The sequence below is a fragment of the Limnohabitans sp. genome (genome assembly GCF_030158565.1).
GTDB lineage: Bacteria > Pseudomonadota > Gammaproteobacteria > Burkholderiales > Burkholderiaceae_C > Limnohabitans_A.
The window spans coordinates 1-20,379 of the sequence record NZ_JAOASQ010000059.1 but is presented as its reverse complement, the minus strand read 5'-3'; the positions used below and the strand labels follow the sequence as shown (position 1 = coordinate 20,379).

The 20,379-nt window shown below is 61.0% G+C and carries 16 protein-coding genes and 1 tRNA gene; 14 read left to right on the top strand and 3 right to left on the bottom strand.

Annotation, left to right across the window (positions count from 1 at the left end; translation table 11 throughout):
* The first annotated feature begins 247 nt into the window (after nt 1–247).
* From Q1W40_RS12635 to Q1W40_RS12615, 5 genes are all read left to right on the top strand, one after another.
* Nucleotides 248–1,012 (top strand): ABC transporter ATP-binding protein, encoded by a 765-nt coding sequence (locus Q1W40_RS12635; RefSeq protein ID WP_300712620.1) that lies wholly within the window; start codon nt 248–250, stop codon nt 1,010–1,012.
* On the top strand, nt 1,009–1,734 hold the full coding sequence (locus tag Q1W40_RS12630; RefSeq protein WP_300712619.1) for an ABC transporter ATP-binding protein: 726 nt from the start codon (nt 1,009–1,011) through the stop codon (nt 1,732–1,734). The genes Q1W40_RS12635 and Q1W40_RS12630 overlap by 4 nt, the downstream gene beginning before the upstream one ends.
* Nucleotides 1,731–2,717: a branched-chain amino acid ABC transporter permease gene (locus Q1W40_RS12625; RefSeq protein ID WP_300712617.1), complete on the top strand. Its 987-nt coding sequence runs from the start codon at nt 1,731–1,733 to the stop codon at nt 2,715–2,717. Before Q1W40_RS12630 ends, Q1W40_RS12625 begins: the two co-directional genes overlap by 4 nt.
* 10 nt (nt 2,718–2,727) lie before the next feature.
* A complete protein-coding gene (locus tag Q1W40_RS12620) occupies nt 2,728–3,825 on the top strand; it encodes a branched-chain amino acid ABC transporter permease (protein WP_300712615.1) in 1,098 nt (365 codons plus the stop codon).
* A gap of 299 nt (nt 3,826–4,124) precedes the next feature.
* Complete coding sequence (locus Q1W40_RS12615; RefSeq protein WP_300712613.1) at nt 4,125–4,991, top strand: alpha/beta fold hydrolase; 867 nt, start codon at nt 4,125–4,127, stop codon at nt 4,989–4,991.
* Between the two features lie 19 nt (nt 4,992–5,010).
* On the opposite strand, the gene hemH is transcribed toward Q1W40_RS12615, so the two are convergent.
* Nucleotides 5,011–6,099, bottom strand: a complete 1,089-nt coding sequence (gene hemH / locus Q1W40_RS12610; RefSeq protein ID WP_300712611.1) for a ferrochelatase — start codon at nt 6,097–6,099, stop codon at nt 5,011–5,013.
* A 20-nt stretch (nt 6,100–6,119) separates the two neighbouring features.
* Between hemH and Q1W40_RS12605 the strand changes: the two genes are divergently transcribed.
* Complete coding sequence (locus Q1W40_RS12605; RefSeq protein WP_300712609.1) at nt 6,120–6,824, top strand: HAD-IA family hydrolase; 705 nt, start codon at nt 6,120–6,122, stop codon at nt 6,822–6,824.
* Between the two features lie 141 nt (nt 6,825–6,965).
* On the top strand, nt 6,966–7,616 hold the full coding sequence (locus Q1W40_RS12600; RefSeq protein ID WP_300712607.1) for a glutathione S-transferase family protein: 651 nt from the start codon (nt 6,966–6,968) through the stop codon (nt 7,614–7,616).
* 25 nt (nt 7,617–7,641) lie between these two features.
* On the opposite strand, the gene hpnD is transcribed toward Q1W40_RS12600, so the two are convergent.
* The gene (gene hpnD, locus Q1W40_RS12595; protein ID WP_300712605.1) at nt 7,642–8,481 is read right to left on the bottom strand and encodes a presqualene diphosphate synthase HpnD; all 840 of its coding nucleotides are present in this window, start codon (nt 8,479–8,481) and stop codon (nt 7,642–7,644) included.
* A 13-nt stretch (nt 8,482–8,494) separates the two neighbouring features.
* Entirely contained in the window at nt 8,495–9,577 is a 1,083-nt protein-coding gene (locus tag Q1W40_RS12590) for a squalene/phytoene synthase family protein (protein WP_300712603.1), read from the bottom strand.
* An 85-nt stretch (nt 9,578–9,662) separates the two neighbouring features.
* Here Q1W40_RS12590 and Q1W40_RS12585 point away from each other — a divergent pair, with 85 nt between their 5' ends.
* From Q1W40_RS12585 to lon, 7 genes are all read left to right on the top strand, one after another.
* Nucleotides 9,663–10,817 carry an efflux RND transporter periplasmic adaptor subunit gene (locus Q1W40_RS12585; protein ID WP_300712601.1) on the top strand — a complete coding sequence of 385 codons (1,155 nt, stop codon included), beginning with the start codon at nt 9,663–9,665 and terminating at the stop codon, nt 10,815–10,817.
* Between the two features lie 5 nt (nt 10,818–10,822).
* Nucleotides 10,823–13,984 (top strand): efflux RND transporter permease subunit, encoded by a 3,162-nt coding sequence (locus tag Q1W40_RS12580; protein WP_300712599.1) that lies wholly within the window; start codon nt 10,823–10,825, stop codon nt 13,982–13,984.
* A gap of 150 nt (nt 13,985–14,134) precedes the next feature.
* A tRNA-Leu gene (locus tag Q1W40_RS12575) sits at nt 14,135–14,221 on the top strand.
* Nucleotides 14,222–14,285: 64 nt separating this feature from the next.
* The gene (gene tig / locus Q1W40_RS12570) at nt 14,286–15,599 is read left to right on the top strand and encodes a trigger factor (protein WP_300712598.1); all 1,314 of its coding nucleotides are present in this window, start codon (nt 14,286–14,288) and stop codon (nt 15,597–15,599) included.
* A gap of 121 nt (nt 15,600–15,720) precedes the next feature.
* The gene (gene clpP / locus Q1W40_RS12565; RefSeq protein WP_300712596.1) at nt 15,721–16,329 is read left to right on the top strand and encodes an ATP-dependent Clp endopeptidase proteolytic subunit ClpP; all 609 of its coding nucleotides are present in this window, start codon (nt 15,721–15,723) and stop codon (nt 16,327–16,329) included.
* A gap of 108 nt (nt 16,330–16,437) precedes the next feature.
* Nucleotides 16,438–17,703: an ATP-dependent Clp protease ATP-binding subunit ClpX gene (gene clpX, locus Q1W40_RS12560; protein WP_300712594.1), complete on the top strand. Its 1,266-nt coding sequence runs from the start codon at nt 16,438–16,440 to the stop codon at nt 17,701–17,703.
* A gap of 100 nt (nt 17,704–17,803) precedes the next feature.
* Entirely contained in the window at nt 17,804–20,227 is a 2,424-nt protein-coding gene (gene lon, locus Q1W40_RS12555; protein ID WP_300712592.1) for an endopeptidase La, read from the top strand.
* The last annotated feature ends 152 nt before the right edge of the window (nt 20,228–20,379 follow it).

The window sequence follows — 20,379 nt, the reverse complement described above, 5'->3', positions numbered from 1 at the left end:
GCGCAGCCTCTTTTTTTGTCATCCCGGGCGAAGACCCGGGATCCATGCGTAAGCGATGCCCATTGCAAACGCCAGTTGAGCGCCATGGATCCCGGATCAAGTCCGGAATGACAGACAAAAAGTCCCTGATGGCAGACAAAAAGCCCGGGATGACCGATTCAGGGGCTGACACCCCTGATTTGTCACCCCGGACTTGATCCGGGGTCCATGTCTTCCGTCCCAGAGTTTCTTTTTTTGAACCCATTTCATGCTTGAAACCCAAAACCTGACCGTGCGGTTTGGCGGTCATGTGGCCGTGAACGCGGTCTCGTGCCGCTTTGAACCCGGCACGCTGACCGCCATTGTCGGCCCCAACGGGGCGGGCAAAACCACTTACTTCAACCTGATCTCGGGCCAGCTGCCTGCGACCGATGGCTCGGTGCACCTGAACGGGCGCGAGCTGACGGGTTTGCCCGCATCCGCACGCACTCGTGCTGGCCTGGGCAGGGCGTTTCAGTTGACCAACCTGTTTCCCAATTTGTCGGTGCTCGAAAACGTGCGCCTGGCGGTGCAAGCCACAAAAGAGGGCGCACACCGCAGGGGCCTGAACCTGTGGAGCATCTGGAGTGACCACGCGGCATTGACGAACCGCGCTTTGGAAATTTTGCAGTCCGTCTCGATGACCGCGCAGCAAGACGCCCCGGTGGCCAGCCTGCCGCACGGCGACCAGCGCAAGCTCGAAGTGGCACTGCTCATGGCGCTGGAGCCTTCGGTGTACATGTTCGACGAACCCACCGCCGGCATGAGCCACGATGAAGCGCCGGTGATCCTCGATCTGATCCGCCAACTGAAAAAAGACAAGACCAAAACCATCTTGCTGGTCGAGCACAAGATGGACGTGGTGCGCGAGTTGGCCGACCGCATCATCGTGCTGCACAACGGCACGCTGGTGGCCGATGGCGAGCCGGGTGAGGTGATCGCTTCGCCCATCGTGCAAGAAGCCTACTTGGGCAAAGCCAGGGAGGCCGCATGAATAAGAACCTGTTGACCCTCGAAGGCGTTCACACGCACATCGGGGCGTACCACATCCTGCACGGGGTGGATCTGGTCGTGCCGCGTGGCGAGCTGACCATGCTGCTGGGCCGCAACGGCGCGGGCAAGACCACCACGCTGCGCACCATCATGGGCCTGTGGCAAGCCTCACAAGGGCGCATCACCTTTGGCGGCGAAGACATCACGGCGCTGAACACGCCCGCCATTGCGCAAAAGAACATCGCCTATGTGCCTGAAAACATGGGCATCTTCTCGGACCTGACCGTGAAGGAAAACATGTTGCTGGCCGCCCGCAGCGCTCAGAATGCCGCGCAGATGGACGAAGCGCGGCTGCAGTGGATTTTCAAACTGTTCCCGGCGGTGGAGAAATTCTGGAACCACCCGGCGGGCAAGCTCTCGGGCGGGCAAAAGCAGATGCTGGCGGTGTCGCGGGCCATTGTGGAGCCGCGTGATCTGCTGATCATTGACGAGCCCAGCAAGGGCCTGGCCCCGGCCATCATCCAGAACATGATCGACGCCTTCCAGCAGCTCAAGGCCAGTGGTGTGACGATCCTGCTGGTGGAGCAAAACATCCACTTCGCGCAGCGGCTGGGTGACACGGTGGCCGTGATGGACAACGGCCGCGTGGTGCATGCAGGCCGCATGCAGGCGCTGGCCGAAGACACGGCCTTGCAGCAATCCTTGTTGGGGCTGGCTTTATGAAACTATTTGAAGACATCGATACACGCCCCTTGCTGCTGGTGCCGGTGCTGGCACTGTTGGCCTGGCCCTTGATCGGCTCGGGCTCGACCTGGCTCACGCTCACCGTGGCGGGCCTGGCCATGGGCATGATCATTTTCATCATGGCCTCGGGCCTGACGCTGGTGTTTGGCCTGATGGACGTGCTGAACTTCGGCCACGGCCTGTTCATCGCGCTGGGCGCTTTTGTGGCCACCAGCGTGCTGGGCGCCATGGGCGACTGGACGGGCTCGGGCGAGTGGTGGCGCAACATGGTGGCGGTGCTGCCTGCCATGTTCATCGCCATGGCGGTGGCCGCTGCCGTGGGCCTGGCGTTTGAGCGCTTCATCGTGCGGCCGGTGTACGGCCAGCACCTCAAGCAGATCCTGATCACCATGGGCGGCATGATCATTGGCGAAGAACTCATCAAGGTCATCTGGGGCCCGCTGCAGATCGCCTTGCCTTTGCCCGAAGCCATGCGCGGCTCGGTGTTGTGGGGCGACGCCGCGATTGAGAAATACCGATTGCTGGCCGTGGCCGTGGGTCTGGCTGTGTTTGCTTTGCAAATGTGGGTGCTGGGCCGCACCAAGATCGGCCTGCTGATTCGCGCAGGGGTACAAGACCGCGAGATGGTCGAGTCGCTGGGCTACCGTATCCGCCGCTTGTTTGTAGGCGTGTTTGTGGTGGGCAGTGCGCTGGCGGGTCTGGGGGGCGTCATGTGGGGCCTGTACCAGCAAAACGTGGTGCCGCAAATGGGCGCGCAGGTCAACGTGCTGATCTTCATCGTCATCATCATTGGCGGGCTGGGCTCGACCGGTGGGGCGCTGATCGGGGCTTTGCTGGTGGGCCTGATGGCCAACTACACCGGCTTTTTGGCCCCCAAGCTGGCGCTGTTTTCCAACATCGCGCTGATGGCGGGCATCCTGCTGTGGCGTCCGCAGGGCGTGTACCCCGTGGCCAACCGCTGAAAGGCCAGACATGTTCAATCGACTCATTTCCAACGACCAGCCACGCAGCCGCCTGCTCGCTGCTTTGCTCATCGTCATCCTGCTCGGGTTGGCGTTTGCGCCGTTCTTGTTTCCTGGCGTCAAGGCTTTGTCGGTCGCGGCCAAGGTGCTGATTTTTGTGGTGTTGGTGGCGGGCTTTGACCTGCTGCTGGGTTACACCGGCATCGTGAGCTTTGCCCACACCATGTTCTTTGGCATCGGGGCCTATGGCATCGCCATCTCGTCCAACACCTGGGGGCCAACATGGGGGGCGATCGGGCTGGGTTTTGCGCTGTCGCTGTCGCTCACGCTGGTGCTGTCGCTGGCCATTGGCCTGTTTTCGCTGCGGGTGCGGGCGATCTTTTTTGCCATGATCACGCTGGCCGTGGCGGCGGCCTTTCAGACGCTGGCCTCGCAGTTGTCGGACTTCACGGGCGGCGAAGACGGCCTGAGCTTCAAGCTGCCTGAGCTGCTGCTGCCCAGCACCGAGTTCAGCGATGAACCGTTCTTGGGCGTGTCGCTCGATGGGCGCTTGCTTTGTTACTACCTGCTGTTTGTGATAGCTGTGGGCATGCTGCTGTCGCTCTTGCGCATCGTCAACTCGCCCTTTGGCCGCGTCTTGCAAGCCATCCGCGAAAACGAATTTCGTGCCGAGGCCATTGGCTACCGCGTGGTGGTTTACCGCACGCTGTCGAGCGTGTTGTCGGCGCTGTATGCCTGTGTGGCCGGGGCCATGCTGGCGCTTTGGTTGCGCTACAACGGGCCCGATACGTCGCTGAGCTTTGAAATCATGATGGACGTGCTGCTGATCGTGGTGATCGGGGGCATGGGCACCATCTATGGTGCGGCCATCGGGGCGGTGCTGTTCTTGTTGGCGCAAAGTTATCTGCAAGACCTGTTGCGCCTGGCGAGCGAGGCCACCACTGCGTTGCCTTTGTTGTCGGCCTTGTTGTCGCCTGACCGCTGGCTGCTCTGGCTGGGTCTGTTGTTTGTGCTGTCGGTCTATTACTTCCCGACCGGGGTGGTGGGGCGTTTGCGCAGCCGGGCTGGCTTGCGGGCGCTGGCACCTTCCATGGATGCGTCCAAGTGAAGTTTGAAAATGTTCCGGCGAATTGGTGGGTCATGTCATCCCGGACTCGATCCGGGATCCAAGGTGTGCCACGAGGGTTGCGAAGGACAGCAGCGCAAACTGGATCCCGGATCTGCGCCCGGGATGACAGAACTCCGGTCGCCCGGCATGACAGAACACAGGTCTTTCGCCGGGATGACGAACACAGGTCTTTGCCTGAGGTGACCAATCTGGGTCTTCGCCAGGTATCACAACAACAGAAGCAGCGCTGACGGCGCCAACATCATTGGGCCAGATCAATCAAAGGGCTGGAGGCTGACATGACTTTCACATCCAACTACATCACTTGCGCCGGGCTGCAAATCCATTACACCGATTGGGGCAAGGCCGACAAAGGCACCGTGATCGCCTGGCATGGCCTGGCCCGCACGGGGCGTGACATGGACGAGCTGGCGGCACACTTGAGCGCGCAGGGTTATCGGGTGATTTGCCCAGACACCGTGGGGCGCGGTTTGTCGCAGTGGAGTGCTGCGCCCGAGCAGGAGTACTGCCTGGCGTTTTACGCCCGCATCGCCCGCGAACTGATGGACGGCCTGCAGCTGCGCGCCGTGCATTGGGTGGGCACGTCCATGGGCGGCGCGATTGGCACTGTGTGCGCGGCAGGGCTGGTGGAGCCGAGCTTGAAGCACCGCATTCTGAGCCTGACACTCAACGACAACGCCCCCGAATTGGCGCAAGCCGCCATTGACCGCATCAAAGCCTATGCGGGCACGCCCCCGGCTTTTGCCACAGTGACCGAGTTGGAGGCGTTTTTCCGTCAGGTCTACAAACCCTATGGCTGGTTGAGCGATGCGCAGTGGCGGCGTTTGACGGAAACGTCCACACGCCGTCTGTCCGATGGTCGTGTCACACCGCACTACGACCCTGCCATGGTGAGCCAGTTCACAGCCCATCCGAACGACTACCTGATCTGGTCGCATTACGACGCCATCAAGACGCCTGTACTGTTGTTGCGAGGCGCGCAATCGGATCTGGTGCTGCCTGAGACCGTCAATGACATGCGTCGCCGTGGTCCCGGTGCCTTGGGCTTGCTCAAGCACATCGAAGTACCAGGTTGCGGTCATGCCCCGGCGCTCAATGTTTTGCAGCAACTGGAGTGGGTCAGCGAATTCATCGAATCCGCTTGAACCATTGAGTTGCTGGGGCTCAGGTCTTTGCGCCGTGTGCCAAAGCCCGCGCCCGGCTGGCGGCCAAAGCCTGCTCATCCGGTGCAGACAAATCCCAGCCTTGCATGTGCCCCAGGCTGATGTCGGCCAGTGCCTCGATCCACTGCGTATGGTTGTTCAGGCAGGGGATGTAGCTGAAGCTTTCGCCGCCCGCGTGCAGAAAAGCCTCTTGTGCTTCTTGCTGTATTTCTTCCAGCGTTTCCAGGCAGTCGCTGGTGAACCCAGGGCAGATGACATCGACTTTTTTCACGCCTTGCTGCGCCATGGCGATTAGCGTGGGCTCGGTGTAGGGCTCCAGCCACTTGGCTTTGCCAAAGCGCGACTGGAAGGTGAGTTTGTATTGGTCTTTGGACAGGCCCAGCGCCTCGGCCAGCAGGCGGCCGGTTTTCATGCATTCGCAGTGGTAGGGGTCGCCCAGGTGCAGGGTGCGTTCGGGCACGCCATGAAAGCTCATCACCAACTGTTCTGCTTGGCCGTGGGCGGCCCAGTGTTCGCGCACCGTCTGCGCCAGCGCCGCGATGTAGCGCGGGTCGTCGTGGTAGCGGTTGACAAAGCGCATCTCGGGGATGAGCCGGGTTTTGAGTCCCCAGCGGTAGACCGCATCGAACACGCTGGCCGTGGTGGTGCCGCTGTATTGGGGGTAGGCGGGCACGATCAGTACGCGTTGCACACCTTCGGCCTTGAGGGCGCTCAGTTGTTCGGGGATGGACGGCTGGCCGTAGCGCATGGCGTAGCGCACCGTCACGTTGTGGCCGCGTTCCTGCAAAGCGGTGCCCATCGATTGGGCTTGTTGTTCGGTGAAGACTTTGAGCGGCGAGCCGCCTTCGGTCCAGATGCTGGCGTATTTGGCGGCCGACTTTTTGGGGCGCACGCGCAGGATGATGCCGTGCAGGATCAGCCACCAGATGGGCTTGGGGATCTCGACCACGCGGCTGTCGCCCAGAAATTCGGCCAGGTATTTGCGCAGGGCAGGGGCCGTGGGTGCGCTGGGCGTGCCCAGGTTGCAATACAAAATGGCCGTGCGTGCGGCCTGACCATGCTGGAAGGAGGGTTCTTTGTGGAAAGCCATGTCGGGTATTCTCCCTCACCATGCTCGACCTCTCCCGCATCCGCGCCATTACCCTTGATCTGGACGACACCTTGTGGCCCGTCTGGCCCACCATCCACCGCGCCGAACAGGTGCTGACCGATTGGCTGACGCAGCACGCGCCCGCCACGGCAGCTTTGTCAGGCCAGCCCGAAGTCAAAAAAGCCGTCCGCGCCGAGATCAACGCCCGCCACGCCGACCGGGCGCACGATTTGTCGTTTTTGCGGCTCGAGGCCATCCGCGCCATGCTGCTCCAAGCGGGTGACCCGGGGCATTTGGCCGAGCCTGCGTTCGAGGTCTTTTTTGCTGAGCGTCAACGGGTCGATCTGTTTGACGATGCCTTGCCTGCCTTGGCGTTCTGGAGCCAGCGCTACCCGGTGGTGGCCCTGTCGAATGGCAACGCCGATGTGCACCGCGTGGGCATTGGCCAACACTTTCATGCCAGCGTGAGCGCCAAGTCCATGGGCGTGGCCAAGCCGGACCTGCGGGTTTTTGTGGCCGGGGCCGAGGCCGCAGGCGTGGCCCCGCACGAGGTGCTGCACGTGGGTGACGATGCCCACGCTGACTGCGTGGGCGCACTGGCCGCAGGCATGCAGGTGGCCTGGCTCAACCGCGAAGGTCACACTTGGAGCCACGGTGACACGCGCCCGCACCTGGAAGTGCGAGACTTGCACGCGCTGTGTGCCAGTTGGCCTGAATACGTTTGAGTGGTGATTGCGAGCGCAGCGTGGCAATCCAGATGCCAACGGTTGATGGGGTGACAGGACTTGTACGAACAAACCAACTGGACTGCCGCGTCGCAGGCTCCTCGCAGTGACGGACATGAATTCAACCCATAGGAGACCGACATGACTTTGAAGATTTACGGCATTGGCCCGTCCCGCGCGGTGCGTCCCATCTGGACGGCATTGGAGTTGGGCGTGCCGTTTGAACTTATTTCCACACCTTACGCCGGTGGCGCAACGCGCACGCCAGAGTTTTTGGCCATCAACCCCAACGGCCACATTCCGGTGCTGATCGACGAGCGGGCCGATGGTGCAATCACCGTGTGGGAGAGCATGGCCTGCGCTCTGTACATTGCCCGCGTGCACGGCACAGCCGACGGCCAGTCGATCGCACCCGCCACGCCCCGTGAAGAAGCCGAAGCCCTGCGCTGGAGCTTTTGGACTGTGTCCGAGCTGGAGAGTGACGCACTCACCGTGCTGATGCACCGCATGGCCATGCCCGAAGACCAGCGCAAACCCGAGCTGGCCGACAAGGCCGAAAGCCGCCTGAAAGTGCCACTGGCCGTGCTGGAGCAACACCTGCAAGCCCAACACGCCAAAGGCGAAGCCTACCTGGCCGCCAACCGCTTCACCGTGGCCGATGTGTGCGTGGCCAGCGTGGCCAGCTGGATTCGCCCAGCCGCTGCGCTGCTGGCGCAATACCCGGCGGTGGCCGCTTGGGTCAAGGCCTGTGTGGACCGACCTGCGCAGGCTCAAGCGCGGGCGATGAAGTAAGGCTGTCAGTGGCTGGGGCGGCTGCTCAAAACCGCCCCAGCGCCTGCATCTTCCAGGCCAGCCACAGCTTGCGCAGCGGCGTTAGCGCGATGCGCTGGTGCAGCACCTGATAGCCCGAGGCCTCGATCTCGCGCAGCAAGGTGCGGTAGATGCTGGCCATCATGAGGCCGGGTTTTTGGGCGCGGCGGTCGGCCGCAGGCAGCAGGGCCAGGGCTTCGTCGTACAGGGCGTGGGCACGGTCGGTCTGGAACTTCATCAGCGCTTTGAAGTTGTCTGAATAGTTACGTTGCATCAGGGCGTTGGCTTTGACGCCAAAGCGTTGCTGCTCGTCCAGCGGCAAATAGATGCGCCCGCGCAGGGCGTCTTCGCCCACGTCGCGGATGATGTTGGTCATCTGAAAAGCCAGGCCCAGCTTGTGCGCATAGTGGGTGGTGGCCTCGTCGGTCTGGCCAAAGATGCGAGCGGCGACTTCGCCCACCACGCCGGCCACCAAATGGCAATATTTGGTCAGGCCCGCAAAGTCCAGGTAGCGGGTCTGGTTCAGGTCCATTTGGCAGCCTTCGATCACGGCCATCAGGTGGCGGCTTTCGATGCCAAAGGGCTGGGTGTGCGGCATGAGGGCGTGCATGACCGGGTGGGTGGGCTGGCCCGCATAGGCTTGCAGCACTTCTTTTTGCCACCAGCCGAGCTTGGCGGCGGCCACGCTGGGGTCGCTGATCTCGTCCACCACGTCGTCCACTTCGCGGCAAAAGGCATAAAAGGCGGTGATGGCCGCACGGCGTTCTGGCGGAAGGAAGAGGAAGGCGTAATAAAAGCTGCTGCCCGAGGCGGCGGCTTTTTGCTGGACGTAGTCTTGCGGATTCATGGGTGGGATTTTCTCATTGCTTGCCCGGGGTCTGGCGGGACGAGGGGCCCGAGAGTCGTTTGAATTCGCGGCGCAAGGCATCGGGGCTGGCCAGGCCCCATGCCAGTCGCCACAGCAAGCCCCGCACTTCACGCCGCGGCATCTTCACGCGTTGGCCCAGGGCCTGTGGTCCAGCTTGGCGCAGCAGGGCCACGGTGCGGGCGCCGATCAAGGCGGGCAAGGCGCTGGCCAGTCGCAGCCGCCAACCGTTCAAAGCGCAGCTGTAAAGCAATCCGTCGTTCAGTTGGGCCTGGGTCTGGTCCAGCCAAGCGGTCCACAAGGGGCCCAGCGCTTGGCGAGTAGAAGGATCGTTGTCGCGTGCACAGTCTGCCAGCGCTTGGGGGCTCAGGCCAGCGGCGGCCAGGGTGTCCGCGGGCCAATAGCAGCGGCCTGCGATCAGGTCGGCCCCTGCATCGCGGATGATGTTCAGGCGCTGCAAGCCCATGCCGTAAGCACGGCCCAGCGCCATCATGTCCGGGGTGGATAGGCTGGCAAAACCCGGCAGATGCCGGTCGCACAGCTCTGTCCAGAACTCGCCCACGCAGCCAGCCACCAGCCAGGTGTAGTCGCTGAGCTCATCCTCGGTTTGCAGGGCGTGCAAGCCGGTGCCAAAGCGTGTCATGTCCAGTGATTGCCCCCGCGTGATGTGGCCCAGAACCGTGCGCACGCTGGCTTGGTCGGGCGCGCTCAGCTGGTGCAGCCAGGCCAGGCATTGGGGCAGGGCCAACATCAGGGCTTGTTCGTGCGGGTCGCTTTGTTGTGCAGCAAAGGCTTGCGCTTGTAAGCTCAGGGCTGCCGTTGCAGGCTGTTGGCTAGCGATGGCTTGGCTCATTGCGTCCAGCAATCTTTGGCGCTCAGGCAAGGGCAGGGCGCTTGTGTCGGCCACGGTGTCGGTGGCGCGGGCCAGCAAATAGCCCACCGCAACGGGGGCTTGCAAAGCCTGCGGCAGCAGGCGTATGGACAGGTGAAACGAGCGCGAGACGCCTTGCAGCAGTTTCAGGTGCTGAGCCCTCTGATGCGCGTTTTGCCGGGGGCTGAAAGTGGCGGGTTCTTGCATGGTCAATCCCTATTGTCGCTTGACATGGGTCATCGCTTTGTTTAGATTACTAACCAGTCAGTCATTAATTTTTGAGCGGATTTCCATGAACCATATGTCTTCGCCCGCCCCTTGGGGCCACGGGGTGTGGCGCTTGAGCGCCATTTCTGCGGTCTGCGCCGCCTTGTTCCTATCGGCTTGCTCGCGCCAAGAGGCGGTTCAGGAGCCGGTACGCGCCGTGAAGCTGCTGACCGTGGGTGGGTCTGACTTGAATGTGCAGGGCGAATACGCCGCCGAAGTGCGTGCCCGGGTGGAGTCGCGCTTGGGCTTTCGGGTGGGGGGCAAATTGGTCCAGCGCCAAGCAGAAGCGGGTCAGCGTGTGAAGGCCGGACAGGTGCTGGCGCAAATCGATGCGCAAGATTACCAATTGGGCGCCCAAGCGGCGCTGGCGCAGGTTGCTGCGGCCCAGACGCAGCGCGATTTGGCTTTGTCTGACTTCAAGCGCTATGAATCCCTCAAGGCCCAGAATTTCATCAGCGGTGCCGAGCTGGAGCGCCGCGAGACCACTTTGAAGGCCGCTGAAGCTGCACTGGCGCAGGCCAAAGCACTGGCGCAAACGCAAACCAACCAGGCGGGCTACACCCATTTAAACGCCACCGCCCCGGGGGTGATCACGGCGGTGGAGGCAGAAATCGGCCAGGTCGTGTCTGCGGGGCAGCCGGTGGTGCGCCTGGCGCACGATGGCCCGCGCGACGCGGTGTTCTCGGTGTCCGAACAAGCGGTGTTGGCTTTCAAGGCGGGGCAGGACATGCAGGCCCAACTGGGCAGCACCGGTCAGCTGTTGAAAGGCCGCGTGCGTGAAGTGGGGGCCAGTGCGGACCCTGTGACGCGCACCTATGTGGTCAAGCTGGCGCTGGACAAGGCCGAGCAGTTGCCCCTGGGGGCCACGGTGAATGTGCTGGCGGCTCAGTTGCCGGGCAGCCAAACAGGGTCACTCAAGCTGCCCACCAGTGCCTTGCGTCAGGACGGTGCTGCCACAGCGGTGTGGGTGCTGGACGAAGCCAGCATGACGGTGCGCTCGCAAGCGGTTCAAGTGGGGGCCATCGATGGCAACGAGGTGGTCATCGCTTCAGGCCTGAAAGCGGGCCAGAAGGTGGTCAGTGCCGGTGTGCATGTGTTGACCCCGGGCCAGAAGGTTTCTGAATACGCTGCAGCGGCCAAGCCCGCAGCAGCGGCTGCATCCAACGCGGCGCAGCGGTGATGCCCATGCAAGAGACCGACAACACCCGTTTCAACCTCTCGCGCTGGGCGCTGGAGCACCCGGCCCTGACCCGTTACCTGATGGTGGCGCTGATGGTGCTGGGCATGGCGTCGTATTTTCAATTGGGGCAGGACGAAGACCCGCCGTTCACCTTCAGGGCCATGGTTGTGCGCACCTATTGGCCCGGTGCCACGGCGCAGCAGGTGGCCGAGCAGGTGACCGACAAATTGGAACGCACCTTGCAAGAGGTGCCTTACGCCGACAAGATCCGTAGCTACTCCAAGCCGGGTGAGTCGCAGATCATTCTGGAGTTGAAAGACTATTCCAAGCCCGGCGAGGTGCCGCAGGTCTGGTACACCGTGCGCAAGAAGGTGGGCGACATGCGTGCCACCTTGCCGCAGGGCGTGCAGGGTCCGTTTTTCAACGACGACTTTGGCGATGTTTACGGCGTGATTTATGCCTTGAGCGGCGAGGGTTTCACCCCGGCCGAGATCAAGTTCCAGGCCGACCGTGTGCGGCAAACGCTGTTGCGCGTGCACGATGTGGCCAAGGTGGAGCTGTTCGGGGTGCAAGACGAAAAAGTTTTCATCGACATCTCGCAAAAAAAGCTCGCACAGATGAGCTTGGACATGGGCGCGGTGCTGGCACAACTGGGTCAGCAAAACGCGGTGGAGTCGGCCGGCAACTTGCAGTCGCCACACGATGTGGTGCAAGTGCGTGTGGGCGGTCAGTTCCAGAATCTGGACGATTTGCGCGCGATGCCGATTCGGGGCTCATCGGGCGCGCAGTTGCGGTTATCGGACATTGCGCAGGTCAGCCGTGGCTATGTGGACCCGCCTTCGGTCAAGGTGCGCCACGAGGGCCAAGAGGTCATTGGCTTGGGCGTGAGCATGGCCAAGGGGGGCGACATCATCGCCCTGGGGCATGCCTTGCAAGCCAGCGTCAAAGAGATTGAAGTGGGTTTGCCGCTGGGTTTGACGCTCACGCAGATCCAGGACCAGCCGTCGGCGGTGTCCAAATCCGTCAACGAATTCATCAAGGTGCTGATCGAGGCCGTGGTGATCGTGCTGGCGGTGAGCTTTTTGGCGCTGGGTTTGCACAAGCGGCCGGGACACCACCCCTTGTGGAAGCGCTGGACGCTGGACATCCGCCCCGGTCTGGTGGTGGGCATCACCATCCCGCTGGTGCTGGCGGTGACTTTTCTGGCCATGAATTACTTTGGCATTGGCCTGCACAAGATCTCGCTGGGCTCGCTCATCATCGCGCTGGGCTTGCTGGTGGACGATGCCATCATCGCGGTCGAGATGATGGTGCGCAAGATGGAAGAGGGCTACGACAAATTCCGCGCCGCCACCTTCGCCTATGAGCTGACGGCCATGCCCATGCTCACGGGCACGCTCATCACGGCGGCAGGCTTCTTGCCCATTGGCATCGCCAAATCGGTCACGGGTGAATACACCTTCGCCATCTTCGCGGTCACGGTGATCGCCTTGATCGTCAGCTGGGTGGCCTCGGTTTACTTTGTGCCTTATTTGGGCGCCTGGTTGCTCAAGCCGCCAGCGCATGCGGTGGCCGGTGCTCACCACGATTCGGCCGAGATGTTCGACACCCCGTTTTACCGGCACTTTCGCCAATGGGTGACCTGGTGCGTGACCCACCGCTGGAAGACGATTGGCATCACCATCGCCCTGTTTGCCTTGGGCATTGTGGGCATGGGCAAGGTGCAGCAGCAGTTCTTCCCGGATTCAAGCCGCCCCGAAATTTTGGTGGACCTGTGGTTGCCTGAAGGCGCACCCTTTGTGGCCAGCGAAGAGGTGGCCAAGCGCGTGGAAAAGCGCCTGGCACAAGAGGAGGGCGTCAGCTCGGTGACCACCTGGGTGGGCTCGGGTGTGCCGCGTTTTTACCTGCCACTGGACCAGGTCTTCCCGCAGACCAATGTGTCGCAACTGATTGTCTTGCCCAAGGACTTGAAAGTTCGTGAGAGCCTGCGGGTCAAACTGCCTGCTTTGCTGGCGCAAGAATTCCCGGAGATCCGTGGTCGCGTGAAGTTGCTGCCCAATGGCCCGCCTGTGCCCTACCCGGTGCAGTTCCGAGTGGTTGGCACAGAGCCCGCGGCTTTGCGCCAAAAGGCCGAGGAGGTCAAGGCCGTGATGCGCCAAAACGCCAGCACACGTGGCGTCAACGACAACTGGAACGAGTCGGTCAAGTCGGTCCGCCTGGAAGTGGACCAAGCCAAGGCCCGCGCCTTGGGGGTGACCAGCCAGTCGATTGCCCAGGCTTCGCGCACCTTGCTCTCGGGCGCACCGGTGGGCCAGTACCGCGATGGCGACAAATTGATCGACATCGTGCTGCGCCAACCCTTGAGCGAACGCGATGCCTTGTCTGACTTGGGCCAGGCCTATGTGCCGACCGCGTCGGGCAAATCGATCCCGCTCTTGCAAATTGCCAAGCCTGTGCTTGGTTGGGAGCCGGGCGTGATGTGGCGCGAAGGCCGTCAATACGCCATCACGGTGCAGTCGGACATTTCCGAAGGCGTGCAGGGCGCAACGGTGACGGCCCAGCTGCAGCCTGAGCTGGAAAAGCTGCAGGCCGCCTGGGTGGCCAATGGGCAGTCCGATTACCGCATCGAAGTGGCCGGCGCTGTGGAGCAAAGCTCCAAGGGCTCGGCCTCGATAGCAGCGGGCGTGCCGATCATGCTGTTCATCACCTTCACGTTGCTGATGCTGCAGTTGCAAAGCTTCAGCCGTTCGGTGTTGGTGTTCCTGACCGGCCCCTTGGGCATGGCGGGGGTGGCGGCGGCTTTGCTGGCCTTGAACCGTCCCTTCGGTTTCGTGGCCTTGTTGGGCGTGATCGCGCTCATGGGGATGATCCAGCGCAACTCGGTGATCCTGATCGATCAGATCGAGCAAGACCGCGCGGCGGGCGTCGAGCCCTGGCTGGCAATCGTCGAGTCGGCGGTGCGCCGCTTGCGGCCCATTGTGCTGACAGCTGCCGCTGCAGTGCTGGCCATGATTCCGCTGTCGCGCAGCGTGTTCTGGGGCCCGATGGCTGTGGCCATCATGGGCGGTTTGATCGTGGCCACGGCGCTGACTTTGCTGGCGCTGCCTGCGATGTACGCGGCTTGGTTCCGGGTGCCGCGCCCGTCCCATGGGCCTTCAAGCCTTTGAAAACGGTTCTGGAGAGGGGAAAACCAGCAGCGGCCGACCCCGAAATCGGGGTCCGGAACGGCTAAAATAGAAAGTTGACCGATTTCAAACGGGCGGTCAGGCCTGCGGGTGGCATCCATTCCGGCCTGTTCGCCCTTTTTGTTTGGACCCGCGCGGGTGGCGAAATTGGTAGACGCACCAGGTTTAGGTCCTGACGGTGGCAACACTGTGCGGGTTCGAGTCCCGCCCCGCGCACCAACCGACTTTGGGCCACAGGGGCAACCCTGAGGCATGAGAGAAATTCATTTAACCGAGAACGACGATGACTGTGACTGTTGAAACCCTTGAAAAGCTGGAACGCAAGATCACCCTGACTGTGCCTGTGACGGCCATCCAGTCTGAAGTGGATGCACGCCTGAAGAAAATGGCCCGCACGGTCAAGATGGACGGTTTCCGTCCAGGCAAGGTGCCCATGAATGTGGTGGCCCAGCGCTATGGTTACTCGGTTCAGTATGAAGTGCTGAACGACAAAGTGGGCGAGGCTTTTGCTGTGGCCGCCAACGAAGCCAAACTGCGCGTGGCCGGTCAGCCCCGCATCTCCGAAAAAGAAGGCGCGCCAGAAGGCGAGCTGAACTTCGAAGCCATCTTTGAGGTGTACCCTGAAGTCAAGCTGGGCAACCTGGCCGACACCGAAGTGGAAAAACTGACCGCTGAAGTGTCTGAAGCCGCCATTGACAAGACCATTGACATCCTGCGCAAGCAGCGCCGCACCTTCGCCCAGCGCGCCCAAGACGCCGCTGCACAAGACGGCGACCGCGCCACCATCGACTTCGAAGGCAAGATCGACGGTGAAGTGTTCTCCGGCGGCAAAGCCGAAGACTTCCAGTTCATCCTGGGCGACGGCCAGATGCTCAAGGAATTCGAAGACGCCGTGCGTGGCATGAAGTCCGGCGAAAGCAAGACTTTCCCCCTGGCTTTCCCTGCCGACTACCACGGTCAAGATGTGGCCGGCAAAACCGCTGACTTCCTGGTCACTGTGAAGAAACTCGAAGCCGCCAACCTGCCCGAAGTCAACGACGCTCTGGCCAAGTCCTTGGGCATTGCCGACGGCACCGTGGAAGGCCTGCGCGCTGACATCCGCAAAAACCTCGAGCGCGAAGTGAAATTCCGCTTGCTGGCCCGCAACAAGCAAGCCGCCATGGACGCCTTGGTGGCCAAGGCCGAGTTGGACCTGCCTCAGGCCATCATTCAGTCCGAAATCGAGCGCTTGAAAGAAGGCGCCCGCGCCGACCTGAAGCAACGCGGCATCAAGGATGCTGACAAGGCCCCGATCCCTGACGACATCTTCCGTCCTCAAGCCGAGCAGCGCGTGCGCTTGGGCCTGGTGGTGGCCGAAGTCGTGCGTGGCAACACCTTGCACGCCAAGCCTGAGCAGATCAAAGCCCACATCGAAGAGTTGGCTGCCAGCTACGAGCGTCCAGACGACGTGGTGCGTTGGTACAACAGCGACAACCAGCGCTTGGCCGAAGTCGAAGCCGTGGTCATCGAGAGCAATGTGTCTGATTTCGTGCTGGCGCAAGCCAAGGTCACAGAAAAGGCCATCTCTTTCGAAGAGCTGATGGGTCAACAAGGCTGATCGGTCTTTGAATCCCTGAAGAATGGGGCTTGTGCCGGGCTTGCAGTCTGGCAGACAAGCCCCATCTCATTGGTGGGTTTGAAATCGGGTTAAAGTCACCTTAGAAATTCTTGGAGAAAAGATGAGCGCACTGGACATCACAAATTTGGGCATGGTGCCCATGGTCGTCGAGCAATCGGGCCGTGGCGAGCGCGCCTACGACATCTATTCGCGTTTGCTCAAAGAGCGCGTGATCTTTTTGGTGGGCGAGGTCAATGACCACATGGCCAACCTGATCGTGGCGCAGTTGCTGTTTTTGGAGAGCGAAAACCCTGAAAAGGACATCTCGCTGTACATCAACTCGCCTGGCGGCTCGGTCAGCGCGGGCATGGCGATTTACGACACCATGAACTTCATCAAGCCCGATGTGTCCACGCTGTGCAACGGCATGGCCGCCAGCATGGGCGCTTTTTTGCTGTCCTCGGGTGCCAAGGGCAAGCGTTTTTCGCTGCCCAACTCCAAGATCATGATCCACCAGCCTCTGGGCGGTGCGCGTGGCCAGGCCACCGAGATCGAGATCGCTGCACGCGAGATCATCAAGACCCGAGAGCACTTGAACCGCATCCTGTCCGAGAACACCGGTCAGCCGCTGGACAAGATCGAGCGCGACACAGAACGGGACTATTACCTGTCGGCGGCCGAGGCCAAAGACTACGGTTTGGTCGATCAAGTGATCGCCAAGCGCAGCTGATGCAAGCCGGTTCGACCGGCCCAAAATCTGACGGCGTTTACCTTCCGGGGTGAGCGCCGTTTTTCTTTCGTTATCATTGACGAATATCCGGATTCCGAGGCAACTTTTATGGCCGACAAAAAAGGCTCTACCACTGAGAAAAACCTGTACTGCTCCTTTTGCGGCAAGAGCCAGCACGAGGTCAAAAAGCTGATCGCAGGTCCATCGGTGTTCATTTGCGATGAATGCATTGATTTGTGCAACGACATCGTGCGCGATGAATTGGCCACGACCACCGTGACCGATGCGGCCAAAGATGGTTTGCCAACGCCACTGGACATCAAGAACAACCTTGACAACTACGTGATTGGCCAAGAAAAGGCCAAACGCAGCTTGGCGGTGGCGGTGTACAACCACTACAAACGCCTCAAGCACAAAGATGGCGCCAAGAAAGACGATGTCGAGCTGGCCAAGAGCAACATCTTGCTGATCGGCCCCACCGGCTCGGGCAAGACCTTGCTGGCCCAGACCATGGCCCGTATGCTGGATGTGCCTTTTGTGATGGCCGATGCCACCACCCTGACCGAAGCCGGTTATGTGGGCGAAGATGTCGAGAACATCGTGGCCAAGCTGCTGCAGACCTGCAATTACGACGTGGAGCGCGCCCAGCGCGGTATTGTCTACATCGACGAGATCGACAAGATCACCCGCAAGTCGGACAACCCATCGATTACCCGTGACGTGTCGGGCGAGGGCGTCCAGCAGGCGCTGCTCAAGCTGGTCGAAGGCACCATGGCCAGCGTGCCTCCACAAGGCGGGCGCAAGCACCCCAACCAGGATTTCCTGCAGATCGACACGACCAACATCCTGTTCATTTGCGGTGGTGCTTTTGCCGGCTTGGAAAAAGTCATCGAAAACCGCACCGAATCGGGCGGTATCGGCTTTGGCGCCACCGTCAAAAGCAAGAAGCAACGTTCATTGACCGAAGTGTTCAATGAAGTCGAGCCCGAAGATTTGATCAAGTTTGGCCTGATTCCTGAATTGGTCGGGCGTCTGCCGGTGGTCGCCACTTTGGCCGAGCTGACCGAAGACGCTTTGGTGCAGATCCTGACCGAGCCCAAGAATGCGGTGGTCAAGCAGTTCACCAAACTCTTGGCCATGGAAGGCGTTGAGCTGGAAGTGCGCCCCAATGCACTGACGGCCATTGCCCGCAAGGCCTTGGCCCGCAAAACAGGTGCCCGTGGGCTGCGTTCCATCATGGAACAGGCCTTGATCGACACCATGTTTGAGTTGCCCAACGCGGTGAACGTTGAAAAAGTGGTGGTCGACGAGTCCGCCATCGACGACAACAAGCCGCCGCTGCTGGTTTACCGCGAGTCGGCCAAACAGGCCTGACCCCCATGTGTGGCTCGGCGATCCATAACCCTTCTCCTCGATGGGTTGAAATCGCCGGTGCAGCATCCATGTGAAGCTGAATTGAACCAAGGGACACACCATGTCTGGACACACACCTTTGCCGCCCACCCCGATCGAACTGCCCATGTTGCCTTTGCGCGACGTGGTCGTGTTCCCTCACATGGTGATTCCGCTGTTTGTGGGACGCCCCAAGAGCATCAAGGCGCTGGAGTCGGCCATGGCGGCCGAGCGCCGCATCATGCTGGTGGCTCAGAAAACAGCCGCCAAGGACGAGCCTGCCATCGACGACATGTTCGAGGTGGGGTGCGTCTCGACCATTTTGCAGATGCTCAAGCTGCCCGACGGCACCGTCAAGGTGCTGGTAGAAGGTCAGCAGCGTGCGACGGTGCAATCCATTGTGGATGGCGAAGCGCATTTTGTGGCCACCGTCACGCCCGTGGATGTTGTGGCTGAACAGTCCGAGCCCAGCAGCGAGATCGAGGCCTTGCGCCGTGCGGTCATGCAGCAGTTTGACCAGTACGTCAAACTCAACAAGAAGATTCCACCCGAGATCCTGACCTCGATTTCCAGCATCGACGATGCCGGTCGCCTGGCCGACACCATTGCAGCGCACTTGCCCCTCAAGCTCGAAAATAAGCAGCAAGTGCTGGACCTGGCGAGCATCAAGGCGCGCCTGGAAAATCTGTTTGCCCAGCTGGAGCACGAGGTCGACATCCTCAATGTCGACAAGCGCATCCGTGGCCGCGTCAAGCGCCAGATGGAAAAGAACCAGCGCGACTTCTACCTGAACGAACAGGTCAAAGCCATCCAGAAAGAACTGGGCGAAGGCGAAGACGGTGCGGACATCGAGGAGATCGAGAAAAAGATCAAAACCGCCAAAATGTCGGCCGAGGCCCGCAAAAAGGCCGAGGGCGAGCTCAAGAAACTCAAGCTGATGTCCCCCATGTCGGCCGAAGCTTCGGTGGTGCGCAATTACCTCGAAGTGCTGACCGGTCTGCCATGGAGCAAAAAAACCAAGCTCAAACACGATCTGGGCAATGCCGAAGATGTGTTGAATCAAGACCACTTCGGTTTGGACAAAGTCAAAGACCGCATCCTGGAATACCTTGCTGTGCAGCAACGCGTGGACAAGGTCAAGGCGCCGATCCTGTGCTTGGTTGGCCCACCCGGTGTGGGCAAGACCTCGCTGGGTCAATCCATTGCCAAAGCCACAGGTCGCAAGTACGTGCGCATGGCTTTGGGTGGGATGCGTGACGAGGCCGAAATCCGTGGGCACCGCCGCACCTACATTGGCGCTTTGCCGGGCAAGGTCTTGCAAAACCTGAACAAGGTGGGCACCAAGAATCCTTTGTTCTTGCTCGACGAGATCGACAAGCTGGGCACGGACTTCCGTGGCGATCCATCAAGCGCTTTGCTGGAAGTGCTCGACCCCGAGCAAAACCACACCTTCGGTGACCATTACGTTGAGGTCGATTTCGACCTGAGCGATGTGATGTTTGTGGCCACCTCCAACTCGATGAACATCCCTTCGGCTTTGCTGGACCGGATGGAGGTCATTCGTTTGTCGGGTTACACCGAAGACGAAAAGACCAGCATCGCCATGAAGTACCTGTTGCCCAAGCAGTTGGCCAACAACGGCGTCAAACCCGAAGAGCTGAACGTGACCGAAGAGGCTGTTCGCGATGTGGTGCGTTACTACACCCGCGAAGCTGGTGTCCGTTCGCTTGAGCGTGAGCTGGGCAAGATTTGTCGCAAAGTCGTCAAGGCCTTGTTGCTCAAGCAGATGAAGCCACAAGTTCAAGTGACGGTGGACAACCTCAATGAGTTCCTGGGCGTGCGCAAGTACAGCTACGGCCGTGCCGAACAGAAGAACCAGGTCGGTCAGGTGGTCGGTCTGGCTTGGACAGAAGTGGGCGGCGATTTGCTCACCATCGAAGCGGCCTTGATGCCAGGCAAGGGTGTCATTACCCGCACCGGTTCGCTGGGCGATGTCATGAAAGAGTCGGTCGAAGCTGCCCGCACAGTGGTGCGCAGCCGTTCACGTCTGCTGGGCATCAAGGATGAGGTCTTTGAAAAGAAAGACCTGCACATCCACGTGCCCGATGGGGCAACGCCGAAAGATGGCCCCAGTGCGGGTGCCGCCATGACCACGGCCATGGTGTCGGCCATGACGGGCATTCCGGTGCGCGCCGATGTGGCCATGACCGGTGAGATCACCTTGCGTGGCGAAGTCACCGCCATTGGTGGCTTGAAGGAAAAGTTGCTGGCCGCCTTGCGTGGCGGCATCAAGACCGTGCTCATCCCTGAGGACAACGTCAAGGATTTGCAAGATATTCCCGAGAACGTCAAAAACGGTCTCGAGATCGTGCCTGTCAAGTGGATTGACCAGGTGCTGGACGTGGCGCTGGAAGCCAAGCCCGTGCCTTTGAGCGAAGAAGAAGTGGCTGCTGCTGCGGTCACGGCTGTCGCGGCTACCCCCAAGGCCGATGCGGTGAAACATTGATGCAAAATTTCCGGGGGCTTTCCAAAACACCCCGGAAATGGCGCTATAATTCTTTCATCGCAGCGAACAAAGCATATAATGCTGAATTCACTGATACGCGGGAATAGCTCAGTTGGTAGAGCGCAACCTTGCCAAGGTTGAGGTCGCGAGTT